This window comes from Erythrobacter alti (genome assembly GCF_037996805.1).
GTDB lineage: Bacteria > Pseudomonadota > Alphaproteobacteria > Sphingomonadales > Sphingomonadaceae > Alteraurantiacibacter > Alteraurantiacibacter alti.
Genome location: NZ_JBBNAX010000002.1, coordinates 166,954 through 192,842 on the forward strand (window position 1 = coordinate 166,954; position 25,889 = coordinate 192,842).

25 protein-coding genes are annotated in these 25,889 nt (G+C 61.9%); 16 read left to right on the top strand and 9 right to left on the bottom strand.

From position 1 onward, the window contains the following. Positions 1-9: 9 nt before the first annotated feature. On the bottom strand, positions 10-1,773 hold the full coding sequence (locus tag AAC850_RS04265) for a cation:proton antiporter domain-containing protein (RefSeq protein ID WP_340587382.1): 1,764 nt from the start codon (positions 1,771-1,773) through the stop codon (positions 10-12). A 31-nt stretch (positions 1,774-1,804) separates the two neighbouring features. Beyond that, positions 1,805-2,812 carry a zinc transporter ZntB gene (locus AAC850_RS04270; protein WP_340587383.1) on the bottom strand — a complete coding sequence of 336 codons (1,008 nt, stop codon included), beginning with the start codon at positions 2,810-2,812 and terminating at the stop codon, positions 1,805-1,807. Positions 2,813-2,897: 85 nt separating this feature from the next. On the opposite strand from AAC850_RS04270, the gene ispG reads away from it, so the two are divergent. From ispG to AAC850_RS04300, 6 genes are all read left to right on the top strand, one after another. Beyond that, on the top strand, positions 2,898-4,043 hold the full coding sequence (gene ispG / locus AAC850_RS04275; RefSeq protein ID WP_340587512.1) for a flavodoxin-dependent (E)-4-hydroxy-3-methylbut-2-enyl-diphosphate synthase: 1,146 nt from the start codon (positions 2,898-2,900) through the stop codon (positions 4,041-4,043). Beyond that, positions 4,040-4,591 carry a thioredoxin family protein gene (locus AAC850_RS04280; protein WP_340587384.1) on the top strand — a complete coding sequence of 184 codons (552 nt, stop codon included), beginning with the start codon at positions 4,040-4,042 and terminating at the stop codon, positions 4,589-4,591. Before ispG ends, AAC850_RS04280 begins: the two co-directional genes overlap by 4 nt. Before the next feature lie 36 nt (positions 4,592-4,627). Next, entirely contained in the window at positions 4,628-5,539 is a 912-nt protein-coding gene (locus AAC850_RS04285; RefSeq protein WP_340587514.1) for a histone deacetylase family protein, read from the top strand. A gap of 93 nt (positions 5,540-5,632) precedes the next feature. Then, positions 5,633-6,118 carry a retropepsin-like aspartic protease family protein gene (locus AAC850_RS04290; protein ID WP_340587385.1) on the top strand — a complete coding sequence of 162 codons (486 nt, stop codon included), beginning with the start codon at positions 5,633-5,635 and terminating at the stop codon, positions 6,116-6,118. 11 nt (positions 6,119-6,129) lie between these two features. Further along, complete coding sequence (locus tag AAC850_RS04295; protein ID WP_340587386.1) at positions 6,130-7,062, top strand: hypothetical protein; 933 nt, start codon at positions 6,130-6,132, stop codon at positions 7,060-7,062. A gap of 43 nt (positions 7,063-7,105) precedes the next feature. Next, the gene (locus AAC850_RS04300; RefSeq protein WP_340587387.1) at positions 7,106-7,885 is read left to right on the top strand and encodes a murein L,D-transpeptidase catalytic domain-containing protein; all 780 of its coding nucleotides are present in this window, start codon (positions 7,106-7,108) and stop codon (positions 7,883-7,885) included. A 3-nt stretch (positions 7,886-7,888) separates the two neighbouring features. Here the strand turns inward: AAC850_RS04300 and AAC850_RS04305 are convergent, their stop codons facing one another. Further along, a complete protein-coding gene (locus tag AAC850_RS04305; protein ID WP_340587388.1) occupies positions 7,889-9,271 on the bottom strand; it encodes a L,D-transpeptidase family protein in 1,383 nt (460 codons plus the stop codon). Between the two features lie 115 nt (positions 9,272-9,386). Between AAC850_RS04305 and AAC850_RS04310 the strand changes: the two genes are divergently transcribed. Next, entirely contained in the window at positions 9,387-10,304 is a 918-nt protein-coding gene (locus AAC850_RS04310) for a DMT family transporter (RefSeq protein WP_340587389.1), read from the top strand. On the opposite strand, the gene AAC850_RS04315 is transcribed toward AAC850_RS04310, so the two are convergent. Further along, a complete protein-coding gene (locus AAC850_RS04315; RefSeq protein ID WP_340587390.1) occupies positions 10,286-10,462 on the bottom strand; it encodes a hypothetical protein in 177 nt (58 codons plus the stop codon). The two genes, AAC850_RS04310 and AAC850_RS04315, sit on opposite strands and share 19 nt — an antisense overlap. 166 nt (positions 10,463-10,628) lie before the next feature. Here AAC850_RS04315 and acnA point away from each other — a divergent pair, with 166 nt between their 5' ends. Genes acnA through AAC850_RS04330 form a run of 3 tightly spaced genes read left to right on the top strand, consistent with a single transcriptional unit; the run spans position 10,629 to position 14,322 of the window. Then, positions 10,629-13,301 (top strand): aconitate hydratase AcnA, encoded by a 2,673-nt coding sequence (gene acnA, locus AAC850_RS04320; RefSeq protein WP_340587515.1) that lies wholly within the window; start codon positions 10,629-10,631, stop codon positions 13,299-13,301. A 2-nt stretch (positions 13,302-13,303) separates the two neighbouring features. Next, the gene (locus AAC850_RS04325; protein ID WP_340587391.1) at positions 13,304-13,756 is read left to right on the top strand and encodes a rhodanese-like domain-containing protein; all 453 of its coding nucleotides are present in this window, start codon (positions 13,304-13,306) and stop codon (positions 13,754-13,756) included. Positions 13,757-13,812: 56 nt separating this feature from the next. After that, positions 13,813-14,322 (top strand): rhodanese-like domain-containing protein, encoded by a 510-nt coding sequence (locus tag AAC850_RS04330; protein WP_340587392.1) that lies wholly within the window; start codon positions 13,813-13,815, stop codon positions 14,320-14,322. 56 nt (positions 14,323-14,378) lie between these two features. Here the strand turns inward: AAC850_RS04330 and AAC850_RS04335 are convergent, their stop codons facing one another. Further along, entirely contained in the window at positions 14,379-14,516 is a 138-nt protein-coding gene (locus tag AAC850_RS04335) for a PEP-CTERM sorting domain-containing protein (protein WP_340587393.1), read from the bottom strand. Between AAC850_RS04335 and AAC850_RS04340 the strand changes: the two genes are divergently transcribed. Next, on the top strand, positions 14,509-15,654 hold the full coding sequence (locus AAC850_RS04340; protein WP_340587394.1) for a hypothetical protein: 1,146 nt from the start codon (positions 14,509-14,511) through the stop codon (positions 15,652-15,654). The two genes, AAC850_RS04335 and AAC850_RS04340, sit on opposite strands and share 8 nt — an antisense overlap. 480 nt (positions 15,655-16,134) lie before the next feature. Here the strand turns inward: AAC850_RS04340 and ruvB are convergent, their stop codons facing one another. Genes ruvB through ruvA form a run of 3 tightly spaced genes read right to left on the bottom strand, consistent with a single transcriptional unit; the run spans position 16,135 to position 18,327 of the window. Then, entirely contained in the window at positions 16,135-17,163 is a 1,029-nt protein-coding gene (ruvB, locus tag AAC850_RS04345; RefSeq protein WP_340587395.1) for a Holliday junction branch migration DNA helicase RuvB, read from the bottom strand. Next, positions 17,160-17,705 (bottom strand): DsrE family protein, encoded by a 546-nt coding sequence (locus AAC850_RS04350; RefSeq protein ID WP_340587396.1) that lies wholly within the window; start codon positions 17,703-17,705, stop codon positions 17,160-17,162. Before AAC850_RS04350 ends, ruvB begins: the two co-directional genes overlap by 4 nt. A 10-nt stretch (positions 17,706-17,715) precedes the next feature. Continuing rightward, positions 17,716-18,327 (bottom strand): Holliday junction branch migration protein RuvA, encoded by a 612-nt coding sequence (gene ruvA / locus AAC850_RS04355; RefSeq protein ID WP_340587397.1) that lies wholly within the window; start codon positions 18,325-18,327, stop codon positions 17,716-17,718. A 269-nt stretch (positions 18,328-18,596) separates the two neighbouring features. Here ruvA and aroC point away from each other — a divergent pair, with 269 nt between their 5' ends. Together aroC and AAC850_RS04365 are read left to right on the top strand one after the other, a co-directional pair. Continuing rightward, positions 18,597-19,664 carry a chorismate synthase gene (gene aroC, locus AAC850_RS04360; RefSeq protein ID WP_340587398.1) on the top strand — a complete coding sequence of 356 codons (1,068 nt, stop codon included), beginning with the start codon at positions 18,597-18,599 and terminating at the stop codon, positions 19,662-19,664. A gap of 22 nt (positions 19,665-19,686) precedes the next feature. After that, positions 19,687-20,271 (top strand): protein-methionine-sulfoxide reductase heme-binding subunit MsrQ, encoded by a 585-nt coding sequence (locus AAC850_RS04365; RefSeq protein ID WP_340587399.1) that lies wholly within the window; start codon positions 19,687-19,689, stop codon positions 20,269-20,271. Here the strand turns inward: AAC850_RS04365 and AAC850_RS04370 are convergent. Then, complete coding sequence (locus tag AAC850_RS04370) at positions 20,256-20,765, bottom strand: hypothetical protein (RefSeq protein ID WP_340587400.1); 510 nt, start codon at positions 20,763-20,765, stop codon at positions 20,256-20,258. The two genes, AAC850_RS04365 and AAC850_RS04370, sit on opposite strands and share 16 nt — an antisense overlap. Positions 20,766-21,011: 246 nt before the next feature. Between AAC850_RS04370 and ahpC the strand changes: the two genes are divergently transcribed. From ahpC to katG, 3 genes are all read left to right on the top strand, one after another. Next, a complete protein-coding gene (gene ahpC, locus AAC850_RS04375; RefSeq protein WP_340587401.1) occupies positions 21,012-21,578 on the top strand; it encodes an alkyl hydroperoxide reductase subunit C in 567 nt (188 codons plus the stop codon). Positions 21,579-21,734: 156 nt separating this feature from the next. Then, a complete protein-coding gene (ahpF, locus tag AAC850_RS04380) occupies positions 21,735-23,327 on the top strand; it encodes an alkyl hydroperoxide reductase subunit F (RefSeq protein WP_340587402.1) in 1,593 nt (530 codons plus the stop codon). Between the two features lie 212 nt (positions 23,328-23,539). Beyond that, entirely contained in the window at positions 23,540-25,750 is a 2,211-nt protein-coding gene (gene katG, locus AAC850_RS04385) for a catalase/peroxidase HPI (RefSeq protein WP_340587403.1), read from the top strand. Positions 25,751-25,889: the final 139 nt, after the last annotated feature.

Consider the following 25,889-nt stretch of genomic DNA (forward strand, 5'->3'; position numbering starts at 1 on the left):
GCTTGAAGCTCAGGTTTCTCCGCGCAGCTTTCGCTGTTGTTCGCGGGTCATTTCTTTGGCCGCGTAGATATCTCCGCCTTCGATCTGGATGTGCATGCGCTGCTTGTCGTTTTCGCGATAGGTCGCTTCGGCGCGGTCCAACTCCTCTTCGCTCAGACCAATCTTCTCCAGCGCCAGCCGCGCCATGTGGATCGCGGATTCGTGCACTTCGCGCACGACATATTCTGCCGGGCTTTCGGCGAGCGCGATGACCGAGCGGCGGTCGAAGCCGCGCACGTAGATCAGCGCATCGGGGAAGGTTTCATGCACCGATTCGATAAACTCTGCCTCGGGCACCTCGTCGATGCAAAACAGGATCAACTGCGCTTCGCTCCCGCCGGCCTGGCGCAGTAAATCCAGCCTTGTTCCGTCACCATAATAGACCTTGCTGCCAAATTCCTCGGCTATGTCGATCTGGTCGGCGTTCTTGTCGATGACGGTGACCGACAGCCCGCCCGCGCGAAGCGTGTTTGCTACGCTTTGGCCAAAGCGGCCGTAGCCCACCACGAGAGCGCCCGCGCCATCGCCCACTTTCTGCGGACCTTCACGGGTTTGCTCCGCTCCGCTCGGTTCTCGCCTGATACGGGCGGTAGCCATCATCAGAAACGGTGTTGCAGCCATGGATAGCGTCACGATTGCGCCGAAAATGCTGGTTGTCGCCTGTTCGATAAGCAGCGCGCTCTCCGCCGCCGTGTAGAGCACGAAAGCAAATTCGCCGCCCTGACTGAGCAACAGGCCGAGCGCGAGGGCAGAGCGCCAGGTCATCTTCGCCAGCAAGCCCAACCCGGTGATGATTGCCGTTTTCACCGCGATCAACAGCACCGCAAATCCGAGCACGAAGAACGGACGTTCCGCTACCGCACCCAGATCGAGCATCATGCCCACAGCCACGAAAAACAGGCCGAGCAGGATCGAGCGGAAAGGCTCGATATCCGCCTCCAGCTCATGGCGGTAAGGTGTATCGGCCAGCATGACACCGGCAATGAACGCGCCCAGCGCCGCAGACAGACCCAGTGCCTGCATGACAAAGGCGCTCGCCAGCACGGTGAACAGCGCGGCGACAATGAACAATTCGCGCTCTCCCAACCCTCCGATCAGGCGGAATAGCGGGCGGATGATCAGTCGTCCGGCCGCGATCAATCCGAAGATGGCGCCAAGCGTCAACAGGCCTAGCATCCACCCTGACGGACCGGATTCAGCCGCGGGATTGCGGCTCATGGCGGCAACAATCGTGATCAAGGGGATGATCGAGAGATCCTGGAACAACAGGATGCCAAAGGCCTTTTCGCCGAATGGCGTGCGCAATCGTCCTGCCGATTGCAGCATCGGAAGTACCTGCGCGGTAGACGACAGGCCCAGCGGCAGGCCAATCGCCAGCGCGGCTTCCATCGTGTAGCCAGTCAGCGCGAGAACCGTGGCAGTTACCGCCAACCCGCAGGCCACCACCTGCGTCAGGCCCAGGCCGAAAATCAGGTGCTTCATGCGCCACAGCCGTGCGGGGCTAAGCTCCAGCCCGACGACGAACAGCAGCATGACTATTCCGAGTTCGGCAACGGTCGCCATTTCCTCTGCATTGCCGACCAATCCGAGGACTTGCGGGCCGAGCAGCGCGCCGGCCACCAGATAGCCCAGCGTCGCACCCAGTCCGGCGCGGCGGAAAGCCAGTACCGCTACGAGGGCAAAGCCCAGCATCAACAAAGCGTCGCGCAGCATCAATCCGCCGTGCTGTTCCATCAGGCCATTCCTTAATTTGCGAACACGGGCGCTACAGCCACTTCCACTTCCAGAACAGGAAAAGCTGCAAGGACAAGATCGCAGCGCACAATCCCGTCACGATCCAGAACCCGTTGCCTGCATCGACGCCGGGCATCCCGCCGACATTGATACCCATCAATCCGGTAATGAAGCCGAGTGGCAGGAAGATGCCTGCGACAATCGTCAGCATGTAGGTGGCATGTTCGCTGCTCGCCAAGCTGCGGGCGCGCAACTCGTCCTGCAAGACAAGGGCGCTTTCCTTGCTGATATCGATATCGTCGAGATAGCGGCGAAGGCGCGCGATGCTTTCCAGCACTTCGCGCCGGTCATGGTCTTCGAACCATTCGGGCGCGTCACGGTTTATCTGCAACAGCGCCTCGTGCTGCGGGGCCATATGGCGCTGCAAGGACAGACAATTGCGCCGGATGGATGAAATGCGGTGCAGCAGTTCTTCGGCGTCCCCTTCCAGATCGGCTTCTTCCAGCTCGTCGATCTTGTCATTCATGTCGACCATCGACTGGTTCATCCGCACCACCAGTTGCTCGACGATCTGCGCGATTGCGTTGCCTGCATCGACCGGGCCGACGCCCTGATCCAGCAGGGCGATAACGTCGCGCGGCGTCTGCATCGGCAATTTTCGCAAGGTAATCAGACGCTTGCCGTCGCACCATAATTGCAGCGAGATCATGTCTTCGGGCTGGGCCGACGGGTTGAAGTTGATCCCCCGCAAAGTCGCTACCAGCGCATCGCCCTCTCGCAACGCGCGCGGCCGGGTCGAATCCGACACCAGCAATTCGGATGTCGCTTGCGGTACGCCGAGGTAATCGACGAGCCAGGGTTTCACTTCAGGGGCATGGCGCCGCAAGTGAAGCCACAGCAATTCACCGGGTGCCTCGGGCTCCCAGGCGTCCACATCCTCCCTTCGGATCGGCCTCGCGCCGCCCTTGCCATCGAGAATACGGCCGAAGATCAGCGGATCCTTGCCCTCGGTCTCGTCGGTCACGTTCTGCTCGATCATTGTCGCATCCTGCACCAATTGCGCGTCGCTGTCATTGCCCCTTCATGCGAGGGTGTCTATATCGCTGGCCATGTCCATAGACGCCATCTCCTCCGTGCGCCCCTGGCGCATGATAGAGCGCCGCAAGTCGCGCCAGATCATGGTCGGCAATGTGCCCGTTGGCGGCGATGCGCCGATCAGCGTCCAAACGATGACCAATACGCCGACAGAGGATGTCGGCGCAACGATCGACCAGATCCGCCGCTGCGAGGATGCAGGCGCGGACATTATCCGCGTGTCCTGCCCCACGGCAGAAGCGACCGAGCATTTCGACCAGATCACGAGGGCGGCACAAATCCCGATCGTCGCCGATATCCATTTCCACTACAAACGCGCGCTCGAAGCGGCTGACAAGGGCGCGGCCTGCCTGCGCATCAATCCCGGCAATATCGGAAGCAGCGAACGCGTTGCCGAAGTCGTGCGCGCTGCAAAGGCCAACGGCTGCGCCATCCGCATCGGCGTGAATGCCGGCAGTCTCGAGAAGGACCTACTTGAGAAATACGGCGAGCCCTGCCCCGAGGCACTGGTCGAAAGCGCGCTCGATCACATCAAATTGCTGCAAGACCACGATTTCCACGAATTCAAGGTCGCGGTGAAAGCGAGCGACGTGTTCCTGGCTGTTGCTGCTTATCAGGGATTGGCCGAAACGGTCGACTGCCCGCTTCACCTCGGCATTACCGAAGCGGGCGGATTGATCGGCGGCACGGTCAAATCCTCCATCGGCATGGGCAGCCTGCTGTGGGCTGGCATCGGCGACACCATCCGCGTCAGCCTCTCGGCAGAACCCGAGCAGGAAGTGAAAGTCGGCTTCGAAATGCTCAAGGCGCTAGGACTTCGGACCCGCGGAGTTCGCGTGGTTTCCTGCCCATCGTGCTCGCGCCAGGGCTTTGACGTGATCCGCACGGTCGAAGCGCTCGAAGCTCGGCTCGAACACATCAAGACACCCATGAGCCTCTCGGTCCTTGGCTGCGTGGTCAATGGCCCCGGCGAAGCGCGCGAGACTGACATCGGCATCACTGGCGGCGGCGCGGGCAAGCACATGGTCTACCTGTCGGGCGTGACCGATCACCATGTCGAAAGCGCCGATATGCTCGATCACATCGTCGCACTGGTCGAAGCCAAGGCGGCCGAGATCGAGAATGGCATGAGTGATGCGGGTAACGCCGATAGCACGGCAGTCGCCGCCGAATGATCCGTTCCATGGTCTTTTCCGCCGTCCTGCTGGTGCTGGCGGGCTGCGTGGCAACCGGTACTGACATTGCGGATCGTCTCACTTCCGATCACCCTGAGGCCGAGGCTTATCGCGTCACTGACAATCCGATGGCGGAGGTGGATCAGGCATTGGCCATGGCCGCCACAAACGACACCCGCTTGCTGTTGGTGATGGGCGCGAACTGGTGTCATGACAGCCGCGCGCTTGCCGGATGGCTCGGCACCGAACGTTTCGCGGCGCTGGTGGAGGATCATTACGAGCTGGTCTTCGTCAATATCGGAATGCCGCAGACCGGCGATGGCCATAATCTCGAAATTGCGCGGCGTTTCGGCGTCGAAGACCTGCCCGGCTCGCCCAATCTGCTGGTCGTGACACCCGAAGGCATACTGGTGAATGGCGATACAGCGACCAGCTGGCGCGATGCTGCCAGCCGCAGCGAAGACGCGATCTACGAAGAGCTGATGGCCCTCGCCCACCGCCCTGCTCGCTCTGTCCAGCCGGTCGAAGGCGCGGAAATCGCCGAATAGGTCGCCGTGCTCCACGTCGTCCATCACGCCGATTACATGGCTCCTCGGCCGGAGCGTGGGTCGTTCAAATTCGACAAATATTACCTCGTTATGGAGGCCCTGCGCGCCAGCGGCTTTGCCCTCACCGAACATGCGCCCGAGCCGATGCCACGCGAATGGCTCGACGCCGTGCATTGCCCTGACTATGTCGAGCAGGTTTTCGCCGCCTGTGTTCCACGGGAAAAAGAGCGGCGAATCGGCTTTCCCGTCACGCCACAGATCGCCAGCCGCGTGCGTCATACTAATGGCGGCACCTGGCTCGCTGCCAAGCTGGCGATGGAGCATGGTTATGCGGCCAACAGTGCAGCGGGAAGCCATCACGCGCTGCATGATACAGGTGCAGGCTATTGCGTTTTCAACGATCTGGCGGTCGTCGCCAACCGGCTTGTCGCGCAAAGCGATGCGCAGCGTGTCTTGATCGTCGACCTTGATGTGCATCAGGGAGACGGCACGGCAAGCCTGCTGGCAGGGCGGGAGGATGTGTTCACCCTGTCGCTTCACGCTGAGAAGAACTTTCCAGCGCGCAAGGCCCGCTCAACCCGGGATATCGCCCTGCCCGATGGCATGGATGATGATGACTACCTGGCGATGCTCGACAAGCACCTGCCTCACATCATTGATCAATTCGCGCCCGACATCGTGCTCTACCAGGCCGGCGTCGACCCCCATGTGGACGACAGGCTGGGGCGACTTTCGCTCACCAGCGAAGGCCTGATTGCGCGCGATCGCTTCGTCCTGAACGAGGTCCGCAAACGCGACCTGCCGCTCGCCAGCGCGCTGGGCGGTGGGTACGGTACGGACCAGCGACAGGTTGCTGCGCGTCACGCCTGTTCGATGCTCGCAATGGCCTATCCGCAAGCCGATCCGGCGGAGCTGAAAAAGGTTCAGGGCGTCTTTACCGGCGTTTAAGGCCATTCAACTAGGTTCGGGCGCATTATGGATATGCGCATCCCCCTCGCCAGCGTGCTGGTTGCAGGCGGCCTCCTTGGGCTAGCCATGCCTATGATATCATCAGATGATGGCGCGGCTCCTACACAAGGCGTCAACTCGGGCGAGAGCGCATCGAACGCCAGCGGTCCTCTCGCAATGACAACCACCGCTGCCGATCCTGTCACCTGGGCCGAGGATGTCCGTCTGGACCGGGAGCTCGACGGTCATTTCTACGCCAATGTCGTGGTCGATGGCGTGCCTAGCCGGATGCTGGTCGATACCGGCGCCAGCGTGATCGCGCTGACCGGAGACGACGCCGTTGCCATGGGGATCCACTGGGACCCCAATGCCGTGTCTGTCGTGGCGCAGGGCGCGAGCGGGCCGGTCCACGGCGTGCAGACGCGTCTTCGTCATGTGGCGGTCGGAAATTTCGAGGCACGCGATGTCGATGCGCTGATCATTCCCGAAGGGCTCGGTATCTCGCTACTTGGCCAGTCTTTCCTCTCCACTATCGACTCCGTCGCAATCGCTGGCGACGAGATGGTGCTGGAGAACTGAACGCGATGAACATGAGCAGCCTCCTCCCGCACCGCTGGCGTAGCAAGCGTGAGGCCACGCGCCATGCCGAGGCCATTACCGCTATCCTCGATACGCCGCCAATCGTGCCGAAGCATGACGGCGTCGTGCTGTTTTCAATGATCGGCACCGCTGTGCTGTTGCCCTACCTCGTCGCGGTCAAAAGCCTGTGGGGAGAACTGCAGCGTGGCCGCGTCGCCATCCTCGACGATGGTACGCTGACTGCACAAGACCGCGCGATCCTTGCCCATCATTGCGGCGACCCCGAGATCATGCGCATTTCCGATGTCGTGCTGGGCGAATTTCCAGCTGGCGGGACGTGGGAGCGCCTGCTCACCATCCTCGACCGGCGCGGGAGCGAATACTGGATCCAGCTCGACAGCGACACGGTGACAATTTCACCGGTGGATGAAGTGGCAGAGGCAATCGCCCGCAATCGCAGCTTCGTGTTCCTCGGTGAAGTCGAGGCATCGGACGGTCCGCTACCGCTAGCGGAGTTTCACCAACGCTTTTGCGCCCGGGGCGCGGTGCACGATCATGTCCAGTCGAGGATCGAGACAAGTCTCGACCAGGTCGATGAGGCGCGCGGGTGGAAGTACGTTCGTGGCTGTTCAGGCTTTGCAGGTTTTGCTGCCACCGGTTCGGGGCGGGCGCTCGCCTCCGCCTTCCTCACCGAAATTAAAGGCATGATCGGCGAGAAGGACGTAACGATCTGGGGCACCGAACAGGTGACGTCCAATTTCCTGCTCGCCAACGAAAATTCTCCGGTTGTGCTGCCCTACGACCGCTACCTCAATTACTGGGCCGAGGATTGGGGCAAGGACGCCAGCTTCGTGCATTTCGTGGGTACGCATCGGCATGACAACGGCGCCTACGTCCGCGCCAGCCTCCAGGCGATCGAGCGACTTGGCGGTCAAACGCGATAGGCGGTATGGACAAGGTTCATACTCGAGGTGCAATATTGCCTGCATGAACCGCCGCCAACTTCTTGCTTCTTCTCTGGCTGCCGGGGCCGCCCTTGCCGCGCCGACCCGCGTATTCGCGCAGGCAGCGCCCGATCCGCGCACGCGGCGCTTGCTGAACATCGCCCGCCGCGAGGTCGAACGGGCTGGCAGCGCGCTGTGGCACCGCGATGTTGTCGGCATCGCCGATTTCGGTCTGCATTCGAGCGTGCCGCGGTTCCACTTTGTCGATCTGCTTTCCGGTCGCGTGAACAGTGCATTGGTAACGCATGGCAGCGGCTCCGATCCGGAGCATGATGGCTGGCTCAACGGCTTTTCCAACCTGCACGACAGCTGGGCCACCAGTCGCGGCGCCTATCTCACCTGGGAATGGTACGAGGGGCGCTATGGCACCTCTGTAAGGCTGAGTGGTCTGGATGACGACAACTCCAACGCATTCCCGCGCGCAATCGTTCTGCACGCGGCAGAATATGCCACGCCCGGTCATGTCGCCCGCTGGGGAAGGCTGGGACGATCAAACGGTTGCCCGGCATTCGGAACGGAAACCTTCCCCGAGGTGATGTACCGTTTGCGCGGTGGACGGCTGATATTTGCCGATGCACTGGGCATTGGCGAAAGCGGCGAAGACGTGGCGCGTCCAGCGCAGGACTATGTCGATTTCGAACGCGTGGCCGCGCACAACCGCAGGCGTTACGACATCGCCTCTACCGAGCGACCGAGCGACAGCGAACTTGAGCGGATTTATATGGAAGCCAACCCGGGGCTGGCAACCAGCCCGCAGGAATAGCTCTTAGCCCACCGTCGTGCGGGCGTCCTCCACAATCTCAATGACTTCCTCGTCCGTTTCACGGGCGCGATTGCCGACGCGCGGCGCGTCGAGCGCGGCTAGGACCGGGGCATCCCGGCCATAGATGTCGTTGAAGTTGCGCAGGTTCCCGTCGATATCGACGCCCATCGTGAAATAGGTGATGTAGACTGGCATCGTGCGTTCCACCGGAACGCGCGTGTAGTCACCGCTGGTCGAAATTTCGACCGCTTCATCGCGCGAAGCGCCACGTCCGAGGATGGCCACCGTCATCGCCAGTTCGAGCGCACGTTCGACGCGGATGCAGCCGTGACTACGCGCGCGGTTGTCGCTGTTGAAGAGATTGCGCGCAGGCGTGTCGTGCAGGAAGATCGCGTGCGGATTAGGCATGTCGAGCTTCATCCGGCCCAGCGAGTTGGAAGGGCCGGGCTGCTGCACCACGGTAATCCAGCCGTTCGCGCCGCGCTCTGCCGTATATCCTTGCGAGCGCGCCCAACGCGGATTGTTCAACACGCGGTTGCCCAGCCCTTCGCCGCGCACAATGCTCTGCGGCACCGTCCAGGTCGGGTTGAAAACCACGCCTTCGACAGTTTCCGCCAGTTGAGGCGTGGCCGTGCGGCCCGGCGCACCGACGATGGTGCGATAGGTGCTGATGATCTGGTTGTTAACCGTCAGGCGCAGTTGATATTCGGGAACATTGGTAATCAGATATTGCCCGCCAAGGTCGCGAGCCAGCCAGCGCCAGCGATCCATGTTGGCGCGGATCATGCGGCGGCGCTCTACCTGCGCTTCGGGCGTTTCGGCCAGCGCATCACGAAGCGCGGCATAATCGGGGTGCGACGGCGCGAGCGAGGCAAGGACACCGGCAACATTGCCAGTGGTCAGTGCTTCGTCCATCAATTCGCCGGTCGGCAGCATGTCGGAATCGGGATCGACCACGAACCACTGCCGGCGCGCTTCCATCGGTGTACGACCGTCGCGCAAATCCTCTACCAGCCAAGTGAAAGCTCCGCTGGCACGGGTGTTGAGTTCGCTCCCGGCACCGCGCGCAATTTCCTCGCGCAGCAGGTCAGGGCGGTAGTCGGCAGGATCGAGCCCTTCGGTACCGATTGCTTCGATAACCGCCAGCAACGCATTGGCATTATCGACAGACCATTCCTGCACCAAAGGCAGGCGCGGATCTTCCTGTACGACTTCCTGGGAGGAGAATTCAGGAGTTTGCGTGACCTCGGCCGCATCGCCTTCCTGCAGCACGTCCTGCGCAAAAAGTGTCTGGGCCTGGCCTTGTGCAGCAAGTGTGGTGCTCACCGCAATTGCGCCGAAAATACCGACGAAACGCATCAGAATCTTTTCCCCGTTAACTGTCATTACCGACAGACATTGCCGATTTGTTCCGCCTGTATCAAGCACAAGCGCTTTCACAAGGCTGAACCGCGCATACAGCAGGTGACGAAGCGCAGGTTCGCCCCTACAGCGGCGCGCAATGGATCACCCACAGCGCCTTCTCCTGCCTTTTCTCGCGGCGATTGCGGGGGTTGCCTTCCTTTCGCTGATGGACGCCTTCATGAAGCAGGCGGCGCTGGCTAGCGGAGTTTATACTGCCTCGCTCTTGCGGTCGCTGATCGCTGCGGCGCTGGTGGCACCGTTCTGGCTGGCGAGCGGTTTCGTATGGCCGCGCTGGCAGGTGATGAAGCTGCATCTGGAGCGCGGCATCGTCTCGGCCATGATGGCGCTCAGCTTCTTCTTCGCCCTGACCAAGCTGCCGATTGCCGAAGCCATCGCGATCAGTTTCATCGCCCCGTTGCTGGCGCTTTATTTCGCGCGGATATTCCTGGGTGAGACCATTGCACGCGGCGCGATCATCGCTTCGTTGGTTGGCTTTGCCGGTACGCTGGTGATCGTTGGCGGGCGATTGGGCCGTAGCGATTTCGATGAAGGCGTGGCGCTGGGCATCGCCTCGCTGCTGTTTTCGGCTTTGCTCTACGCCTACAATTTCGTCGTCATCCGCCGCCAGTCGCAAGTTGCGGGGCCGTTGGAGGTAGCGACGTTTCATTCAGGGATCGGCGGGCTGGTGCAAGCGCTGGCAGCACCGTTCTTCTTCGCCATGCCTGGCAGCGATGGACTGGGTACAATCGCCATTGCCGCCGTGCTGACCATCGGCGGCTCGATGACGATCACCTGGGCCTATGCCCGGGCAGAGGCGCAGGTGCTGGTCCCGGTTGAATATTCAGGCTTCCTGTGGGCGGCCCTGTTCGGTTGGCTGTTCTTCCGCGAAGCGGTGACGGTTACGACAATTGCCGGCGTGGTGCTGATCGTCATCGGCTGCTGGATTGCTGTCCCCAGGCGCAAGGCCAAATTGCGAACGGGCAGCGAGCCTGCCGATCAGGCCGGATCGTCCTGACTCGTTAGCGTTTGCTCCTCGGGCTTTTCGGAAAACCAGTCCGAACTTTGCCAGACCAGCCCCGCAGCGGCGCCGAGAAACGCGGCAATGACCAGCGAAGTGAGCATGATAAGCACCCCGAGCGGGGATTTCTTTCGCTGCGGATTTCCTAATGCCATTGCACTTCCTTTGATTGCGAGCGCGCGCAAGAAAATTACTCGTATTATCAATATTGCCTAGCCCACTTGACGAGGCTGCATCAAACGCGCAGGTCGCCAGCAAACACGGCCCTTCCCTCGCAGAAACATGGCCGATTCCGCAACCCTTGGACAGGATATGCAACAGATGACCCAGGTCGGCGCAGATACGCTCGGAGCCCGCAAGACACTCGACGTCAATGGCAAGAGCTACGCCTATTACTCGCTCAGCGCAGCGGCAGACAAATTTGGCGACGTATCGCGCTTGCCCCATTCGATGAAAGTGCTGCTCGAGAACATGCTGCGCTTCGAGGACGGTGGCTTCACCGTGGGTGAAGAGCACGTTCAGGCCATCGTCGACTGGCAGAAGAACCCGGCCACCGGCAACGAAATCCAGTACCGCCCGGCGCGCGTGCTGCTGCAGGATTTCACCGGCGTGCCTTGCGTTGTCGATCTTGCCGCCATGCGCGATGCCATCGGCAAGCTGGGCGGCGATACTGCGAAGATCAATCCGCAGGTTCCGGTGAACCTCGTGATCGATCACTCGGTCATGGTCGACGAATTTGGCCACCCCAAGGCATTCGAAAACAACATGGCGCTCGAATATGAGCGTAATGCGGAACGCTACGACTTCCTGAAGTGGGGCGCGAAAAGCCTCAAGAACTTCTCCGCCGTGCCTCCCGGCACTGGCATCTGCCACCAGGTGAACCTCGAATATATCGGCAAGGGCGTGTGGTCGTCCGAAGACCAGAATGGCGAACTCGTCGCCTATCCCGACACCTGCGTAGGCACAGACAGCCACACAACCATGATCAACGGTCTCGGCGTGCTGGGTTGGGGCGTCGGCGGGATCGAGGCAGAGGCGGCCATGCTCGGCCAGCCGATCTCCATGCTGATCCCCGAAGTCGTCGGCTTCCGCCTCGACGGCAAGATGGCCGAAGGCGTGACTGCTACCGACCTCGTGCTGACCTGCGTGCAGATGCTGCGCGAACACGGCGTGGTTGGCCGCTTCGTGGAATTCTATGGCCCCGGCGTTGCCAATCTCAGCCTCGCCGACCGCGCGACCATTGCCAACATGGCGCCCGAATACGGCGCGACCTGCGGCTTCTTCGGTATCGACGACAAGACCCTCGACTACATGCGCCTCACCGGTCGTCCCGATGAAACCATCGCGCTGGTCGAAGCCTATGCCAAGGAACAGTGCATGTGGTTCACGCCGGAAGCCGAGCCGATATTCTCGAGCACGCTCCAGCTCGACATGGCCTCGGTCGTGCCAAGCCTTGCCGGTCCCAAGCGTCCGCAGGACCGCGTTGCGCTTCCCGAGGTGGACGAGCTGTTCAACAGCGACCTCGCGAAGGTCTACAACAAGAGCGCGCCCAAACGCGTTGCTGTCGAAGGCAAGGATCACGATGTCGGCGATGGCGACGTTGTTATCGCCGCAATCACCAGCTGCACCAACACCTCAAACCCCGATGTGCTGATCGCCGCCGGCCTCGTCGCCAAGAAGGCGCGCGAAAAGGGCCTTGCGCCCAAGCCGTGGGTGAAGACCAGCCTTGCACCGGGTTCGCAGGTCGTCACAGACTATCTCGTAAAGAGTGGCTTGCAGGACGATCTCGATGCGATCGGATTCGACCTGGTCGGCTATGGCTGCACCACCTGCATCGGCAATTCGGGCCCGCTCGCCCCGCCGATCAGTAACGCGATCAATGATCACGACATCGTTGCTGCCAGCGTGCTTTCGGGCAACCGCAACTTCGAAGGCCGTGTCAGCCCCGATGTGCGCGCCAACTTCCTCGCGTCGCCGCCGCTCGTGGTGGCCTACGCGCTGAAGGGCACGGTGACGCAGGACATCACCACGACCCCGATTGGCCAGGACCAGGACGGCAACGACGTGATGCTGGCAGACATCTGGCCGTCGAACCTCGAAATCGCAGAAAACCGTGCCGCCAACATCGACCGCTCGATGTTCGTCACGCGCTATGCCGATGTCTACAAGGGCGACGAGCACTGGCAGGCGATCAAGGTCGATGCGTCGGACACTTACAGCTGGAACCCGTCGAGCACCTATGTCGCCAACCCGCCTTATTTCGACGGGATGAGCATGGAGCCCGACGCGATCAACGATATCGAAGGCGCCAAGCCTCTCGCGGTACTCGGCGACAGCGTGACAACCGACCACATCAGCCCCGCCGGTTCGATCAAGGAAGACAGCCCCGCAGGCTCTTACCTCGTCAACCACCAGGTGCCGAAGAAGGACTTCAACTCCTACGGCTCGCGCCGTGGCAACCATGAAGTGATGATGCGTGGTACATTCGCCAATATCCGCATCAAAAACGAAATGGTTCCCGGCGTGGAAGGCGGCGTCACCACCTACAATGGTGAGCAGATGCCGATTTATGATGCGGCGATGAAGCACAAGGAAGACGGCACGCCGCTCGTCGTCATCGGCGGCAAGGAATACGGCACCGGCTCCAGCCGCGACTGGGCTGCGAAGGGCACGATCTTGCTCGGCGTGCGTGCGGTTATCGTGGAAAGCTATGAACGTATCCACCGCTCCAACCTGATCGGTATGGGCGTGCTGCCGCTGCAGTTCAAAAATGGCGATACTCGTAATTCGCTGGGTCTGGACGGTGATTGCACCTTCGACATCAAGGGCCTCAGCGGCCTGACGCCGGGCCAGGACGTCGATGTCCATGTGACCCGTGCCGACGGTTCGACCGCCACCTTCACCGCGCTGTGCCGCATCGATACCGCCAACGAGCTTGAGTATTACAAGAACGGCGGCATCCTGCATTACGTGCTGCGCAAACTGGCGGCGTAGCAATGCGTGCACTGCTCATCGCCTCGGCTGTGATGGCGCTGGCCGCCTGCTCTGACGAGAGCGGCCTGCCGTTGCCCGAGGCGATGACAGTTGAAACGGCCGATGCAACGTCAGACCCGGCGGCTGCGGTAGAGACTCTCGATTCTGGCGAGCTTTCGGACATGATCGCGCGCGGGGAAGTCGTGCTGATCGACGTCCGCACGCCGGAGGAATTTGCCGCCGGTCGCTTGCCCGTCGCGCTCAATGCTCCGGTGGACACCTTCGATGCGGCAAGCATTCCGATCGAAGGCGGGCGCGAGACGATCCTCTATTGCCGTTCGGGCAACCGCTCGGGACGCGCCGCCCAAATGCTCGCAGAGCATACCGGCACCACGGTGCGTCATCTCGAAGGCGGAATTACCGCTTGGCAGGATACAGGCGGCGATGTGATCGGGGCGGAAACCCCAGTGCAGTAACGCGTTCACCGCAGGTCATCTTCCGGCAGGCATCTTGTCGCCAACAGGAGGATGCCATGCGAAATACGCTGTTTGTCGCTTCGGTCGCGCTGGCCGCGAGCTGCCTTGCCATCCCCGCCCATGCCCAGGAAAACGAAGATGCGGCGGGCGTGGATTATGCCGGCTTTGTCGATCTTGCAAAACAGATCGAGACTTATCGCCAGACGCGCTTGCTGGACTGGATACAATTCGACACGCGTTCACGCGAGCCGGACGCAATCATCTTGGACACACGTTCAGCCGCAGCCTTTGCCCAAGGCCATGTCAGGGGCGCGGTGAACCTGCCCTTCTCCGATTTTACGGAGGAGAAGCTGGAAGAGATTATCGGTGACCGTCAGCGCCCCATCTTCATCTACTGCAACAATAATTTTGCCGATGACCGGCAGCCTGTGCAGCTCAAGCGGGTGGAACTGGCGCTCAATATCCCGACCTTCATCAACCTCTACGGCTATGGCTATCGCGAGATCTGGGAGCTGGGAGAAGTGCTGATGCTGGAACAGGTCGACTGGGTCAGGGCTGAAGGCTGACGCGAAAAAGGGCGGCCGCTAGCGACCGCCCCTTCGAATTTCCCTTTAGGACTGCGTCAGGCTGCTCGCGAGCGTGCGCCTTCCTTGTCGCCGCGCCGGCGGCGAAGGAACACCGCACCCGCGCCTGCGCCGAACAGCAGCAACATACCCGGAGCCGGAACCGGCGTACCCGAAGACGTGCTCGTCGTGGTCATCCCGCTGGTTGTCGCACCGCTGGTGCTGGTCGAGGTCGAGCTGGAGGTCGAGGAACTGGTCGAAGTCGAGCTGGACGAACTGGTCGAGGTCGACACATCGCCCGAGCTCGACGTGGTCGAAGTCACGCCGCCTGTGGTGGTGGTTACACCTCCGGTAGTCGTGCTCACTCCGCCCGTGCTGGTCGAGGTCGTGGTGGTGCCGCTCGTGCTCGTCGTGCCACTCGTCGATCCGCCACTGGTAGTAGTCGTGCTGCCACCAGTCGTGGTCGAACCGCCGGTCGAGGTGGTCGTTCCGCTCGTCGTGGTCGAGGTGGTGTTGCCACCGCTCGTCGTGCTCGTCACGCCGCCCGTGGTGGTGGTCGAGGTGATACCTCCGCTGGTCGTGGAAGTAGTCGAGCCGCCCGTGCTGGTGATCCCGCCTGTAGAAGTCGTGGTACCCGAAGTTCCGCTTGTTCCGGATGTACCCGAAGTGCCCGACGTTCCGCCGCTGGTCGAAGTGCTGGTGCTTCCACCGCCAGAAGAACTGGTGCTCGATGAAGTCGAGGACGAGCTGGAGCCCGATGTCGAGGACGTGACATTGCCGGAGGACGAGGAAGTGCTTGTGACCCCGCCGGTCGTGCTGGTTACGCCGCCGGTTGTGCTGGAAACACCGCCCGTCGAAGACGAGGTCGTGCTGGTCACACCGCCGGTCGAGGACGAGGTGGTGCTGGTGATTCCACCCGTCGTACTGGTGAATTCGCCGCTCGAAGATGTGCTCGTTACATTGCCCGAAGAGCTGCTGACATCTCCCGAAGTCGACGTCGAGCCACCCGAAGTAGAAGTAGAGCCACCCGACGTTGAGGTCGAACCGCCCGAGCTGGATGTCGACGTGGAAGAACCGGTCGAGGAATTATCGATGTCGATAATGATATCGCCGCTCGTGCCTTCGCCGCCAGTCGTGGTGGTCGTGCTCATGTCGACTACCGCGCTGGCGCTGCCGCCTCCGCTGCCGCCGCCGAAGAAGCCGCCGAAGAAGCCGCCGCCAAACCCGCCGATACCGCCCGATCCGCCGATGACGATGGGCTGTCCGCCGCCGCTGCTGCGCACGGGTGCGCTGGGCAGCGGGGGAAGCGGCAGGGCCACGCCTGCCAGTTCGTAATCCTCTTCAATCTCACAGCACTCGCGCTCGATCGTGCGGCGCAGGCGGCGCTGCGGACGCAAGGGGATCTCGCGACGTGCGGTCGGTGTTTCCGTCTTCACGTCGATCAGTTCGGGGTCTGCCTGTTCATCGGACTTGTAGCGAACGGCAGAAGTCTGCGGTTCGGCAACGTGAACGGCACCCCCGCCGATGATGGCACCGCCAGCGGCGGCGGCGGTGAGTTTCGCAATGGCCATGCGTACCGACATGCGTGATCTCTTTCAGTTACGGTGAGATCGACCTGCAATACCCGCAATGGCATCGACGGCCTTTCCCACGTCCTGACAAGAAGCAGCGCAAACCCTTTCGGGGCAATTGCATTAACCATGATTTCGCCTGCCGGAGCGCAAAAAAATGGCACGAATCTGCGGCCTGGCACCGGTGTGTCCCACAATGGAACCGAATGGCCGGTGTTTGCTGACGTAAATCGTCGCTAGCGCGCTATTTTTCGCTGTCGAACAATCCGCCCTGGGGCGTCGAGGGAGGCGACATGCCGAGGTGATCCCATCCGCCATCATTGAGGCAGCGACCGCGCGCGGTGCGGGCGATCAGGCCGAGCTGGATGAGGTAAGGTTCGATCACATCCTCCACCGTATCGCGCGGTTCGGCGAGGCCTGCAGCGAGCGTTTCGACGCCCACCGGGCCGCCCTTGTAGGTGGTCGCGATCATGGTGAGATAGCGCCGATCCATCGCATCGAGCCCAAGCGAATCGATCTCCAGCCGCGTCAGCGCTTCGTCCGCAATCGCATCGGTAACCTCGCCGGCACCCTTCACCTGCGCGAAATCGCGCACCCGGCGCAGCAGCCGTCCGGCCACGCGCGGGGTGCCCCGCGAACGCCGCGCAATCTCGCCCGCCCCCGAAGGCGCGACAGGCATGCCGAGCAGCCGCGCACCGCGGGTGACGACTTCGGTCAGCTCGTCCTGCGTGTAGAACACCAGCCGCACGGGGATGCCGAAACGGTCACGCAGCGGCGTGGTGAGCAGCCCCTGCCGCGTGGTCGCACCGACCAGCGTGAAGGGCGGCAAGTCGATCCGCACGCTGCGCGCCGACGGCCCCTCGCCGATGATGATATCGAGCGCGCGGTCCTCCATCGCCGGATAAAGCACTTCCTCGACCACCGGATTGAGCCGGTGAATCTCGTCGATGAACAGCACGTCATTCGGCTCGAGATTGGTGAGCAGCGCGGCAAGATCGCCCGCCTTGGCGATCACCGGACCGGAGGTGGCGCGAAAGCCCACGCCCAGCTCCTTGGCAACGATCTGCGCGAGCGTCGTCTTGCCGAGGCCGGGAGGACCGAAAAACAGCACATGGTCCATCGCCTCTTTGCGCCCACGCGCCGCCTCGATGAACACGCGAAGGTTATCACGCGCCGCTTCCTGCCCGATAAATTCGGTGAGCGACTTCGGGCGCAGCGCCGCATCCGGATCTTCCGGCTGGCGGTCGGGAGTATGGATGGGCTGTTCGGTCAAAACGGGTTCACCGTATAGCCCTGCTGCTGCAGCAGCGCGTGCGCAGTCATCGCGGAGATCGCCATCTGCACTCCGGGCACGAGATCGGCCTTGTCAATGCCGTGTGCGGCGGCGCTCTGGCCGCAGAGGTAGATCGTGATGCCCTGTTCCATCATTTCGGAAAGCGCGGCGGCGGTCAGGTTTTCGCGCCCGTCAAAACGCGCGGCGAAGGCTTCGCGGCCAAGCAGGTCGAGGCTGGCTGCACCGTGGACTACGACGGCGACCTCCACGTTTTCGCGTGGCACGCCGTGGAGCGCCATCATGTTGACGAAGCGGGCCGCAGATTCGATTCCGCGGTTCGTTCCATCCTCGCCTGCGGCTTTTGCGACATCGTAGGAATGACGGAAATGCACGTCAGCGGGAAGGGGTTGGTCGAAATCGACTTCGACAACTGCGCCGAAGTCGGTGAACACCGGGCCTTCGCGAAAGGCGGAAAAATCCTGCGCCGCCAAGGGTGTGGCGACAAGTAATCCGATGAGTGCCGACAAGAGCAATTTCAACATCGTCATTCTCCTAACCAGCCGCCTTCTTGAGCGCCACGCGAATGAGATCACCCTCGCCCGCGCCTTCGCCCAATTCCTCTTGCGCCCGCGCCACGGCCTGCGCGGCCACTGCAGGCTTGAAGCCGAGGTTCTGCAGGGCGCTGACCGCGTCGGCGCTCGCCCCGCCGGCGTGAGAAATCGCTGCCCCGCCCGCCGCTCCGCCAAATGACACGCCCGGCATGGCGCCCGCCTTGTCCTCCAATTCGTTGACAATGCGCCCGGCCAGCTTTGGTCCGACACCCTGCGCGCGCGCCACGGAGGCGGCATCGCCGCCCGCACAGGCATCGCGCAACTCGCCCGCCGACAATGCCGAGAGGATCGCCAGCGCGACCTTGCTGCCCACGCCCTGCACCTGCGTCAAAAGGCGGAACCAGTCGCGCTCCGAAGCATCGGCAAAACCGAGCAGGCGCATGTCGTTCTCGCTCACCTGCAGGTCTGTGTAGAGCGTGCAGTCATCGCCCGTCCCGCCCAGAGCGGTCAGCGTCTTGGTCGAGCAATGGACCAGATAGCCCACGCCCTGCACATCGAGCACCGCCCAATCCTCGCCGGTTTCGTCCAACCGCCCTGTCAGCTTTGCAATCATGTTTTGTTCCTGCCCGTTGGCAAAGGCAATTGCCAGCCTATTCGTCGTGTTTTGCGCATATATGCGGCTAATGTGGAGCACATGGAGCACTGTCCTGAAGCAGGAAAAGAGAGCTCGCCGATTTTCGCGCTTTTACCGGGCGTTGGGGAGGGATTGACGGGCATTCCCCTCGTTTGAAGTCGCCGGGCGACGTAGGAAAGTTGCGAACCGCGGGGCAGACGCGCGACAGATACTCGACACGGGCGCAAGTTTCGCCGTAGAGCGTCGGCATGAGCTGGAACACATTCGGACGCGTTTTTCGCTTCACCACCTGGGGAGAAAGCCACGGCCCTGCACTGGGCGTGGTCGTGGACGGATGCCCGCCCGGAATTTCGCTCTCTGAGGATCACATCCAGCCCTTCCTCGATGCGCGCAAGCCGGGGCAGAACCGCTTCACCACCCAACGTCGCGAGGCGGACGAGGTGCGCATCCTTTCGGGCGTGTTCGAAGGCAGGACAACCGGCACGCCGATCAGCCTGATCATCGAGAACACAGACCAGCGCAGCAAGGATTATTCGGAAGTCGCCAAGGCCTATCGCCCCGGCCATGCGGATTACACTTACGACGCGAAATACGGCTTCCGCGACTATCGCGGCGGCGGGCGTTCTTCGGCGCGCGAGACTGCTGCTCGGGTGGCAGCGGGCGCGGTTGCGCGGCTGGTAATCCCCGAGGTGCAGATCACCGGATTTACCGAGGCGATCGGCGAGCACGCGATCGACTATGCCCGCTTCGATGCGAGCCAGATCCGCGAAAACGCCTTCTTCTGCCCCGATGCCGAAGCGGCTGCGGCGTGGGAGGACGTGATCGACCAGACCCGCAAGGCCGGTTCATCGCTCGGCGCGAGCGTGGCGTGTTCCGCAACCGGAGTGCCTGCCGGATGGGGCGCGCCGGTCTACGCCAAGCTGGACAGCGAACTGGCCGCCGCCATGGTCAGCATCAACGCCGTGAAAGGCGTCGAAATCGGAGACGGGTTTGCTGCCGCGCGGCTATCGGGCGAGGAAAATGCCGATCCCATGTCGCCGGGCGCGGACGGTCCGGAATTTGCTGCCAATCATGCGGGCGGAATTGCGGGGGGCATCTCTACCGGACAGCCGGTCACCTGCCGCGTGGCGTTCAAGCCGACCAGTTCGATCCTCACGCCCGTCGATACGATCACCAGCGAAGGCGAGGCGACCGAGATCCGCACCAAGGGCCGCCATGATCCGTGCGTCGGCATTCGCGGCGTGCCGGTGGTCGAAGCGATGATGGCGCTGGTACTGGCCGACCAGAAACTGCTCCACCGCGCGCAATGCGGCTAATCCGGCGCGGAGCGATTTTCGGGTGAAGTCAAAGCTCGGCAAGCGTCCACTGCTGTGGCTGATCCTCGCCTTGCCGGGCGTTTGGATCCTTTATCGCTGGGCCGCCACTCCGGACCAATACGGCTTTGGCCATGCCATTGGCGATAGCGGTGACTGGGCGGCATGGCTGCTGATGCTGACGCTTGCCGTCACGCCGTTTCGCCTGCTGTTTCGCAAGGCTGCGCTGGCAATCTGGCTGCTGCGGCACAGGCGCGACCTGGGCGTGGCCAGCTTCGCTTATGCTGCCGGACACACGGTGATCTATCTTGCCGACCAGACCTCACTTGCCGAGGTTTGGTCGGAAACGGGGTCTGCGGAATTGTTGACAGGTTGGCTGGCGCTGGCGCTGTTCCTGCCGCTGGTTGTGACGTCGAATGATATCTCGGTCCGTGCACTCAAACAGGCATGGAAGCGGCTACATCGGCTTGTCTATCCGGCGGCCATCCTGACCTTCGTGCACTGGGCACTCACCGCCTTCGATCCGACGACGGCCTACATCCATATCGGAGTGCTGGCCGCCGTCGAATTGCTAAGGGTCTGGTTACAACAACGTCAGAGAGTGACGTAGTTGCGCAAGCGCGCGACTTCTTCCTCGTCGACATACTTGCCGATTTCGCGGTCGAATTCGGCCATATCCGCGTAGGGGCGATATTCCTCGAATTCGTGAACCATGCGGTCGGTCATGCCGGGGATCAGTTCGATTTCTTCGCTGCTGGCGGTGTTGAGGTTGACCGGGACGAAGACGTTCACAAGCACCTTTGCAGCCTGTGTCTCGCCGAGATTTTCGACGAGGACCGTGCGAAGGCCGGTGACGCTGGCGAAGGGCTGGCCGGCGACGATCGCGGCGGCGAGTTCGGGCGATACACCGGCAACAGCCGCAAGCTGTTCTTCGGTGGCGGAATTGGCATCAAGGACGCTGCTCGCAGCGGCATCGTCAACCATATCGTCGGCAGCCGTGGTCTCTTCGACCGTAGGCTCAACCGTGTCGTCGGCGGTTTCCGCACAGGCGGCGAGAGTGAGGGCGGTGCCGGCCATGGCGGCGGAGAGGATAATCTTGCGCATAAAGTGAGCTTTCCTTGCTGGGTGGGTGTGCGGATAGCTCCATTGCTTAATTGCTAACGCTTCGCAATAGTAAATTATTGAGCCGTGGTGAGCTTGCACGTAAGGAGCGAAAGGCGCCCCATCACGAAAGTTCCAATTCTGTGATTGATAATTTCGATGAGCGCCATCGCACCAATTCGCTTTTGTGCAGCGCAGCAATGCCTATCTGGCACCTACCAGTTTCAACCCGAACAACGGAGTACACCCATGGGTATTATCGGTAGCCAGATCAAACCATTCACCGCCACCGCCTTCCAGGCCGGCAAGGATTTCTTCGACGTCACCGACGAAGACGTGAAGGGCAAGTGGTCGATCTTCTTCTTCTATCCGGCCGACTTCACTTTCGTCTGCCCGACCGAACTCGAAGACCTCGGCGAACATTATGACATGCTGCAGAAGCTCGGCGTCGAAGTGTACGGCGTCTCGACCGACACGCACTTCAGCCACAAGGCATGGCACGACACCAGCGAGAAGATCGGCAAGCTGAACTTCCCGTTCCTGGGCGACCAGAACCACGTGCTGGCACGCAATTTCGATGTGCTTCGTGAAGGTGTTGGCCTCGCCGATCGTGCGACTTTCGTGGTCGATCCCGATGGCGTGATCCAGCTGGTTGAACAGACCTGCGAAGGCGTTGGCCGCAATGCGAACGAACTGGTGCGCAAGATCCGCGCCGCGCAGTATGTCCGCAACAACCCGGGCCAGGTCTGCCCCGCCGCGTGGGAAGAAGGCAGCGATACGCTGGCTCCTTCGCTCGACCTCGTCGGCAAGATCTGAGCCGATCCGGCAAGATTGGGCTGCGCGCACTCCTCCCCCTTTTAGAGGCGCGCAGTTCTTTACCCGGGCTTTCAGCTCGGGTCGCACGAAGGCCCGGAGCAATCCCCCCTCCCCCCGCTCCGGGCCTTTTACGCTCCCCTTCACAGGATTTGACCCATGCTCGACCAGAACCTGAAAGATCAGCTTTCCACTTACCTCGGCAATCTGCGTGAGCCGATCGAGCTCGTCGCATCGCTTGGTGATGGCAAGAAGTCGGACGAGACGCGCGAATTGCTCGAAGTGATCGCCGCGCAGTCGGACAAGGTCACCGCCAGCTTCGATGGCGACGATGCGCGCCGCCCCAGCTTCATCGTGCGCCGCGCTTCGGACGCGACGCGCTGGGTGCGTTTTGCCGGACTGCCGATGGGGCATGAATTCACGTCACTGGTGCTCGCATTGCTGTGGGCTGGTGGTCACCCGCCAAAGGTCTCGGACGAGGTGCTCGAACAGGTTCGCGCGCTTGAAGGCGATTTCGCTTTCGAGATGTATTTCTCGCTGAGCTGCCACAATTGCCCCGACGTCGTGCAGGCGCTCACTCTGATGGCGCTGGAAAACCCGCGCATCACTGCCACGCTGATCGAAGGCGGCACTTTCCAGGATGAAGTCGATGCACGCGGCGTGATGGCCGTGCCCGCAACCTTCCTCAACGGCGAGAGCTTCTACAACGGCAAGATGACGCTCGAGGAAGTGCTGGCGAAAGTCGACACGGGAGCAGGCGCCAAGGCCGCTGAAAAGCTGGCGGCGAAAGATCCGTTCGAAGTGCTGGTCGTGGGCGGTGGCCCCGGTGGCGTCGCTTCGGCGATCTATACCGCGCGCAAGGGCATCCGCACCGGCATCGCGGCCGAACGTTTCGGCGGCCAGTTGAACGATACGTTGGGGATCGAGAACCTCCCCGGCACCGAATACACCGAAGGTCCGCGCCTTACCGCCGATCTGGGCCGGCAGGTCGCCGCGCAGGATTCGATCGACCTGATGAACCTCGCCACCTCCAGCAAGCTGATCCCCGCCGATCAGCCCGGCGGCTTGCACCAGATCGAGCTGGACAACGGCGCGGTGCTCAAGGCGCGCGCGCTGATCCTTTCGACAGGTGCGCGCTGGCGTGCGCTCGGCGTTCCGGGCGAGCAGGACTACCGCAACAAGGGCGTGGCCTATTGCCCCCATTGCGACGGGCCACTGTTCAAGGGCAAGCGCGTGGCCGTGGTCGGTGGCGGCAATTCCGGCGTCGAGGCGGCGATCGACCTTGCGGGCATCGTCGGCCATGTCACCGTGATCGAATTCGACACGGCATTGCGCGCCGACAAGGTGCTGGTCGACAAGCTCGAAAGCCTCGCCAATGTCGATATACTCGTAAACGCCCAGACCACGCAGATCACCGGCGATGGCGAGCGCGTTTCGGGCCTGACCTACAAGGATCGCGCCGACGAAAGCGAACACGATATCGCGCTCGAAGGCGTGTTCGTGCAGATCGGGCTTGTGCCCAACACCGAATGGCTCGCCGACAGCGCGCTCGAATTGAGCAAGCATGGCGAGATCGTGATCGATACGCACGGCAAGACCAATCTGCCCGGCGTTTTCGCGGCAGGCGATTGCACGACAGTGCCCTACAAGCAGATCGTGGTGGCCATGGGAGCCGGATCGAAAGCCGCGCTCTCGGCATTCGATTACCTGATTCGTACCGAAGCCAGCGACGAGATCGCACACGCTGCCTGAGCCCGCCCCAGGCTGACATTCAAAGCCCGCATCCGGCCATTCCGGGTGCGGGCTTTTCGCATCTGGTCGCAATGGTGAAACTGCCCGCCGAGTAAACGGCAATTCCGATCAATGATTGCCAACTAATCGATTTGACGAATTACCGGGAAAGACGCATCCTCTCGCCATCGACGACTCGTTCGTCACGTAGACAATGCAGAGAGGAATTTCCAATGGACGCCGAGACAGGTTCAATTTCAGGCGGTTGCCCCTTCAACAGCGAGAGCGGAACCCGTTCGCTCCTGGGCCGGACCAATCGCGACTGGTGGCCCGATAGCCTCAATCTGGAAATCCTCAAGGAAGGCGGCAAGTCGCCAGATCCGCTGGGCGAGGATTTCGACTATGTCGAAGCGTTCAACACCATTGATTACAACGCGCTCAAGGCAGACCTGACCGCGCTTATGACCGACAGCCAGCCGTGGTGGCCGGCCGATTACGGCCATTACGGTCCGTTCTTCATCCGCATGGCGTGGCACGCTGCGGGCACCTATCGCACCGGCGACGGGCGCGGCGGCTCCTCGAGCGGTCAGCAGCGCTTTGCTCCGCTCAACAGCTGGCCCGACAATGGCAACCTCGACAAGGCGCGCCGCCTCCTGTGGCCGATCAAGCAGAAATACGGCAAGAACATCAGCTGGGCCGACCTGTTCATCCTCACCGGCAATGTCGCCATCGAAAGCATGGGCGGCCCAGTGTTCGGCTTTGGCGGCGGACGTGCCGACGTGTTCGAACCCGAAACCGTCTATTGGGGCAGCGAGGAACAATGGGTCGATGAAGGCGTCGAAACCCGCATCATTCCCGATGAAGGCAAGGCTCTCGAAAACCCGCTCGCTGCGATCCAGATGGGCCTGATCTACGTCAATCCCGAAGGTCCGGGCGGCAATCCGCATGATGCCGAGGGCATGGCCCGCGACATGAAGGAAACCTTCGCCCGCATGGCCATGAATGACGAGGAAACCGTCGCTCTCACCGCGGGCGGTCACGCTTTCGGCAAGGCGCATGGCGCCAAGCCATCCGATACCTTCGGCAAGGCCCCCGAAGGCGAGAACCTTCACACCATGGGCTTTGGCTGGCTGACCGATCCCGAAGAAATCGGCAAGGGTCACATCACTACCTCGGGCATCGAGGGCGCGTGGACCAACAACCCGACACAGTGGGGCGGCGACTACTTCCGCCTGCTGTTCAAATATGACTACGAACTGGTGCAAAGCCCAGCGGGCGCAAACCAGTGGCAGCCGATCAACCCGGACCCTGAAGACATGGCGCCCGACGCGCGCGATCCTTCCAAGAAGGTGCCAACGATGATGACCACCGCCGACATGGCGCTGAAGCGTGACCCGGACTATCGCAAGATTTCCGAACGCTTCCGCGACGACCAGGCGGCGCTCGACGATGCCTTTGCCCGTGCATGGTTCAAGCTGACGCACCGCGATATGGGGCCCAAGGTCCGCTATCAGGGGCCGGAAGTTCCAGCCGAAGACCTGATCTGGCAAGATCCTGTTCCGGCCGGCAGCACCCCGTCGGACAGCGATGTGTCATCGTTCAAATCGGCAGTGCTGGATAGCGGCCTGACGGTAAGCGAGCTGGTGAAAGCGGCTTGGGCTTCGGCCTCGACCTATCGCAATTCGGACCATCGCGGAGGTGCCAATGGTGCGCGCGTGCGGCTTGCCCCGCAGAAGGATTGGGAAGTCAATGATCCGGCCGAGCTGGGCAAGGTCCTGTCCAAGCTGGACGAGCTACGCGGCAATCTTTCGATGGCCGATGCCATCGTACTGGCCGGCGCGGCTGCAATCGAGAAAGCGGCCAGCGATGGCGGCCATTCGGTCAAGGTCGATGTCACCACCGGTCGCGGCGATGCGAGCCAGGAACAGACGGATGTCGAGAGCTTCGAACCGCTCGAACCCTTCGCCGACGGCTTCCGCAATTACTTGCGGACCAAGGCTTCGGTAAAGACAGAGGACATGCTCATCGACCGGGCGCATCTTCTGGGCCTGTCGATTCCCGAAATGACCGCTCTGGTCGGCGGGATGCGGGCGCTTGGCGCGGTCAGCGAACATGCCGATCACGGCTCGAAGATCGGCGTTCTCACCGATCGTCCGGGCACGCTTTCCAACGACTTCTTCGTCAATTTGCTCGAAATGGGCGTTGTCTGGGAAGTGGTCGATGAAAGCGGTGATGAAGAGTTCATCGGCAGGGACCGCAGCAGCGGCGAAGAAAAGTGGCGTGCAACCCGCACCGACCTTGTCTTCGGCTCCAATTCGCAGCTCCGCGCGATTTCCGAAGTCTTCGCCGAAAATGGTGGGGAAAATCGATTCCTCGATACTTTTATTCGAGCATGGACGAAGGTAATGGACGCAGATCGATTCGATGTACGTTATGCAAAATAACGACTGAGTCAAACGCCTTTGACGGCCAACCCCGGAGAGCTTGCCCCCCAAGCAATTCGGGTCGCTGGAAGACCCCCGAGCAGTTCACTGCCGGGGGTCTTTTTTGACCTGAACGCGCGTCGACAGGGCGACTGACATG

What these genes read in the sequence shown, in the direction of transcription:
- AAC850_RS04290 (WP_340587385.1), top strand. Translation starts at nt 5,633, where the DNA reads ATGATATCATCAGATGATGGCGCGGCTCCTACACAAGGCGTCAACTCG.
- ruvA (WP_340587397.1), bottom strand. Translation starts at nt 18,327, where the DNA reads ATGATTGCAAAGCTGACAGGGCGGTTGGACGAAACCGGCGAGGATTGG.
- AAC850_RS04310 (WP_340587389.1), top strand. Translation starts at nt 9,387, where the DNA reads ATGGATCACCCACAGCGCCTTCTCCTGCCTTTTCTCGCGGCGATTGCG.
- AAC850_RS04305 (WP_340587388.1), bottom strand. Translation starts at nt 9,271, where the DNA reads ATGACAGTTAACGGGGAAAAGATTCTGATGCGTTTCGTCGGTATTTTC.
- AAC850_RS04285 (WP_340587514.1), top strand. Translation starts at nt 4,628, where the DNA reads ATGGCTCCTCGGCCGGAGCGTGGGTCGTTCAAATTCGACAAATATTAC.
- acnA (WP_340587515.1), top strand. Translation starts at nt 10,629, where the DNA reads ATGACCCAGGTCGGCGCAGATACGCTCGGAGCCCGCAAGACACTCGAC.
- ahpC (WP_340587401.1), top strand. Translation starts at nt 21,012, where the DNA reads ATGGGTATTATCGGTAGCCAGATCAAACCATTCACCGCCACCGCCTTC.
- AAC850_RS04350 (WP_340587396.1), bottom strand. Translation starts at nt 17,705, where the DNA reads ATGTTGAAATTGCTCTTGTCGGCACTCATCGGATTACTTGTCGCCACA.
- AAC850_RS04330 (WP_340587392.1), top strand. Translation starts at nt 13,813, where the DNA reads ATGCGAAATACGCTGTTTGTCGCTTCGGTCGCGCTGGCCGCGAGCTGC.
- AAC850_RS04325 (WP_340587391.1), top strand. Translation starts at nt 13,304, where the DNA reads ATGCGTGCACTGCTCATCGCCTCGGCTGTGATGGCGCTGGCCGCCTGC.
- katG (WP_340587403.1), top strand. Translation starts at nt 23,540, where the DNA reads ATGGACGCCGAGACAGGTTCAATTTCAGGCGGTTGCCCCTTCAACAGC.
- AAC850_RS04280 (WP_340587384.1), top strand. Translation starts at nt 4,040, where the DNA reads ATGATCCGTTCCATGGTCTTTTCCGCCGTCCTGCTGGTGCTGGCGGGC.
- AAC850_RS04370 (WP_340587400.1), bottom strand. Translation starts at nt 20,765, where the DNA reads ATGCGCAAGATTATCCTCTCCGCCGCCATGGCCGGCACCGCCCTCACT.
- AAC850_RS04265 (WP_340587382.1), bottom strand. Translation starts at nt 1,773, where the DNA reads ATGGAACAGCACGGCGGATTGATGCTGCGCGACGCTTTGTTGATGCTG.
- AAC850_RS04295 (WP_340587386.1), top strand. Translation starts at nt 6,130, where the DNA reads ATGAGCAGCCTCCTCCCGCACCGCTGGCGTAGCAAGCGTGAGGCCACG.
- AAC850_RS04300 (WP_340587387.1), top strand. Translation starts at nt 7,106, where the DNA reads ATGAACCGCCGCCAACTTCTTGCTTCTTCTCTGGCTGCCGGGGCCGCC.
- AAC850_RS04270 (WP_340587383.1), bottom strand. Translation starts at nt 2,812, where the DNA reads ATGATCGAGCAGAACGTGACCGACGAGACCGAGGGCAAGGATCCGCTG.
- ahpF (WP_340587402.1), top strand. Translation starts at nt 21,735, where the DNA reads ATGCTCGACCAGAACCTGAAAGATCAGCTTTCCACTTACCTCGGCAAT.
- AAC850_RS04315 (WP_340587390.1), bottom strand. Translation starts at nt 10,462, where the DNA reads ATGGCATTAGGAAATCCGCAGCGAAAGAAATCCCCGCTCGGGGTGCTT.
- aroC (WP_340587398.1), top strand. Translation starts at nt 18,597, where the DNA reads ATGAGCTGGAACACATTCGGACGCGTTTTTCGCTTCACCACCTGGGGA.
- AAC850_RS04335 (WP_340587393.1), bottom strand. Translation starts at nt 14,516, where the DNA reads ATGACCACGACGAGCACGTCTTCGGGTACGCCGGTTCCGGCTCCGGGT.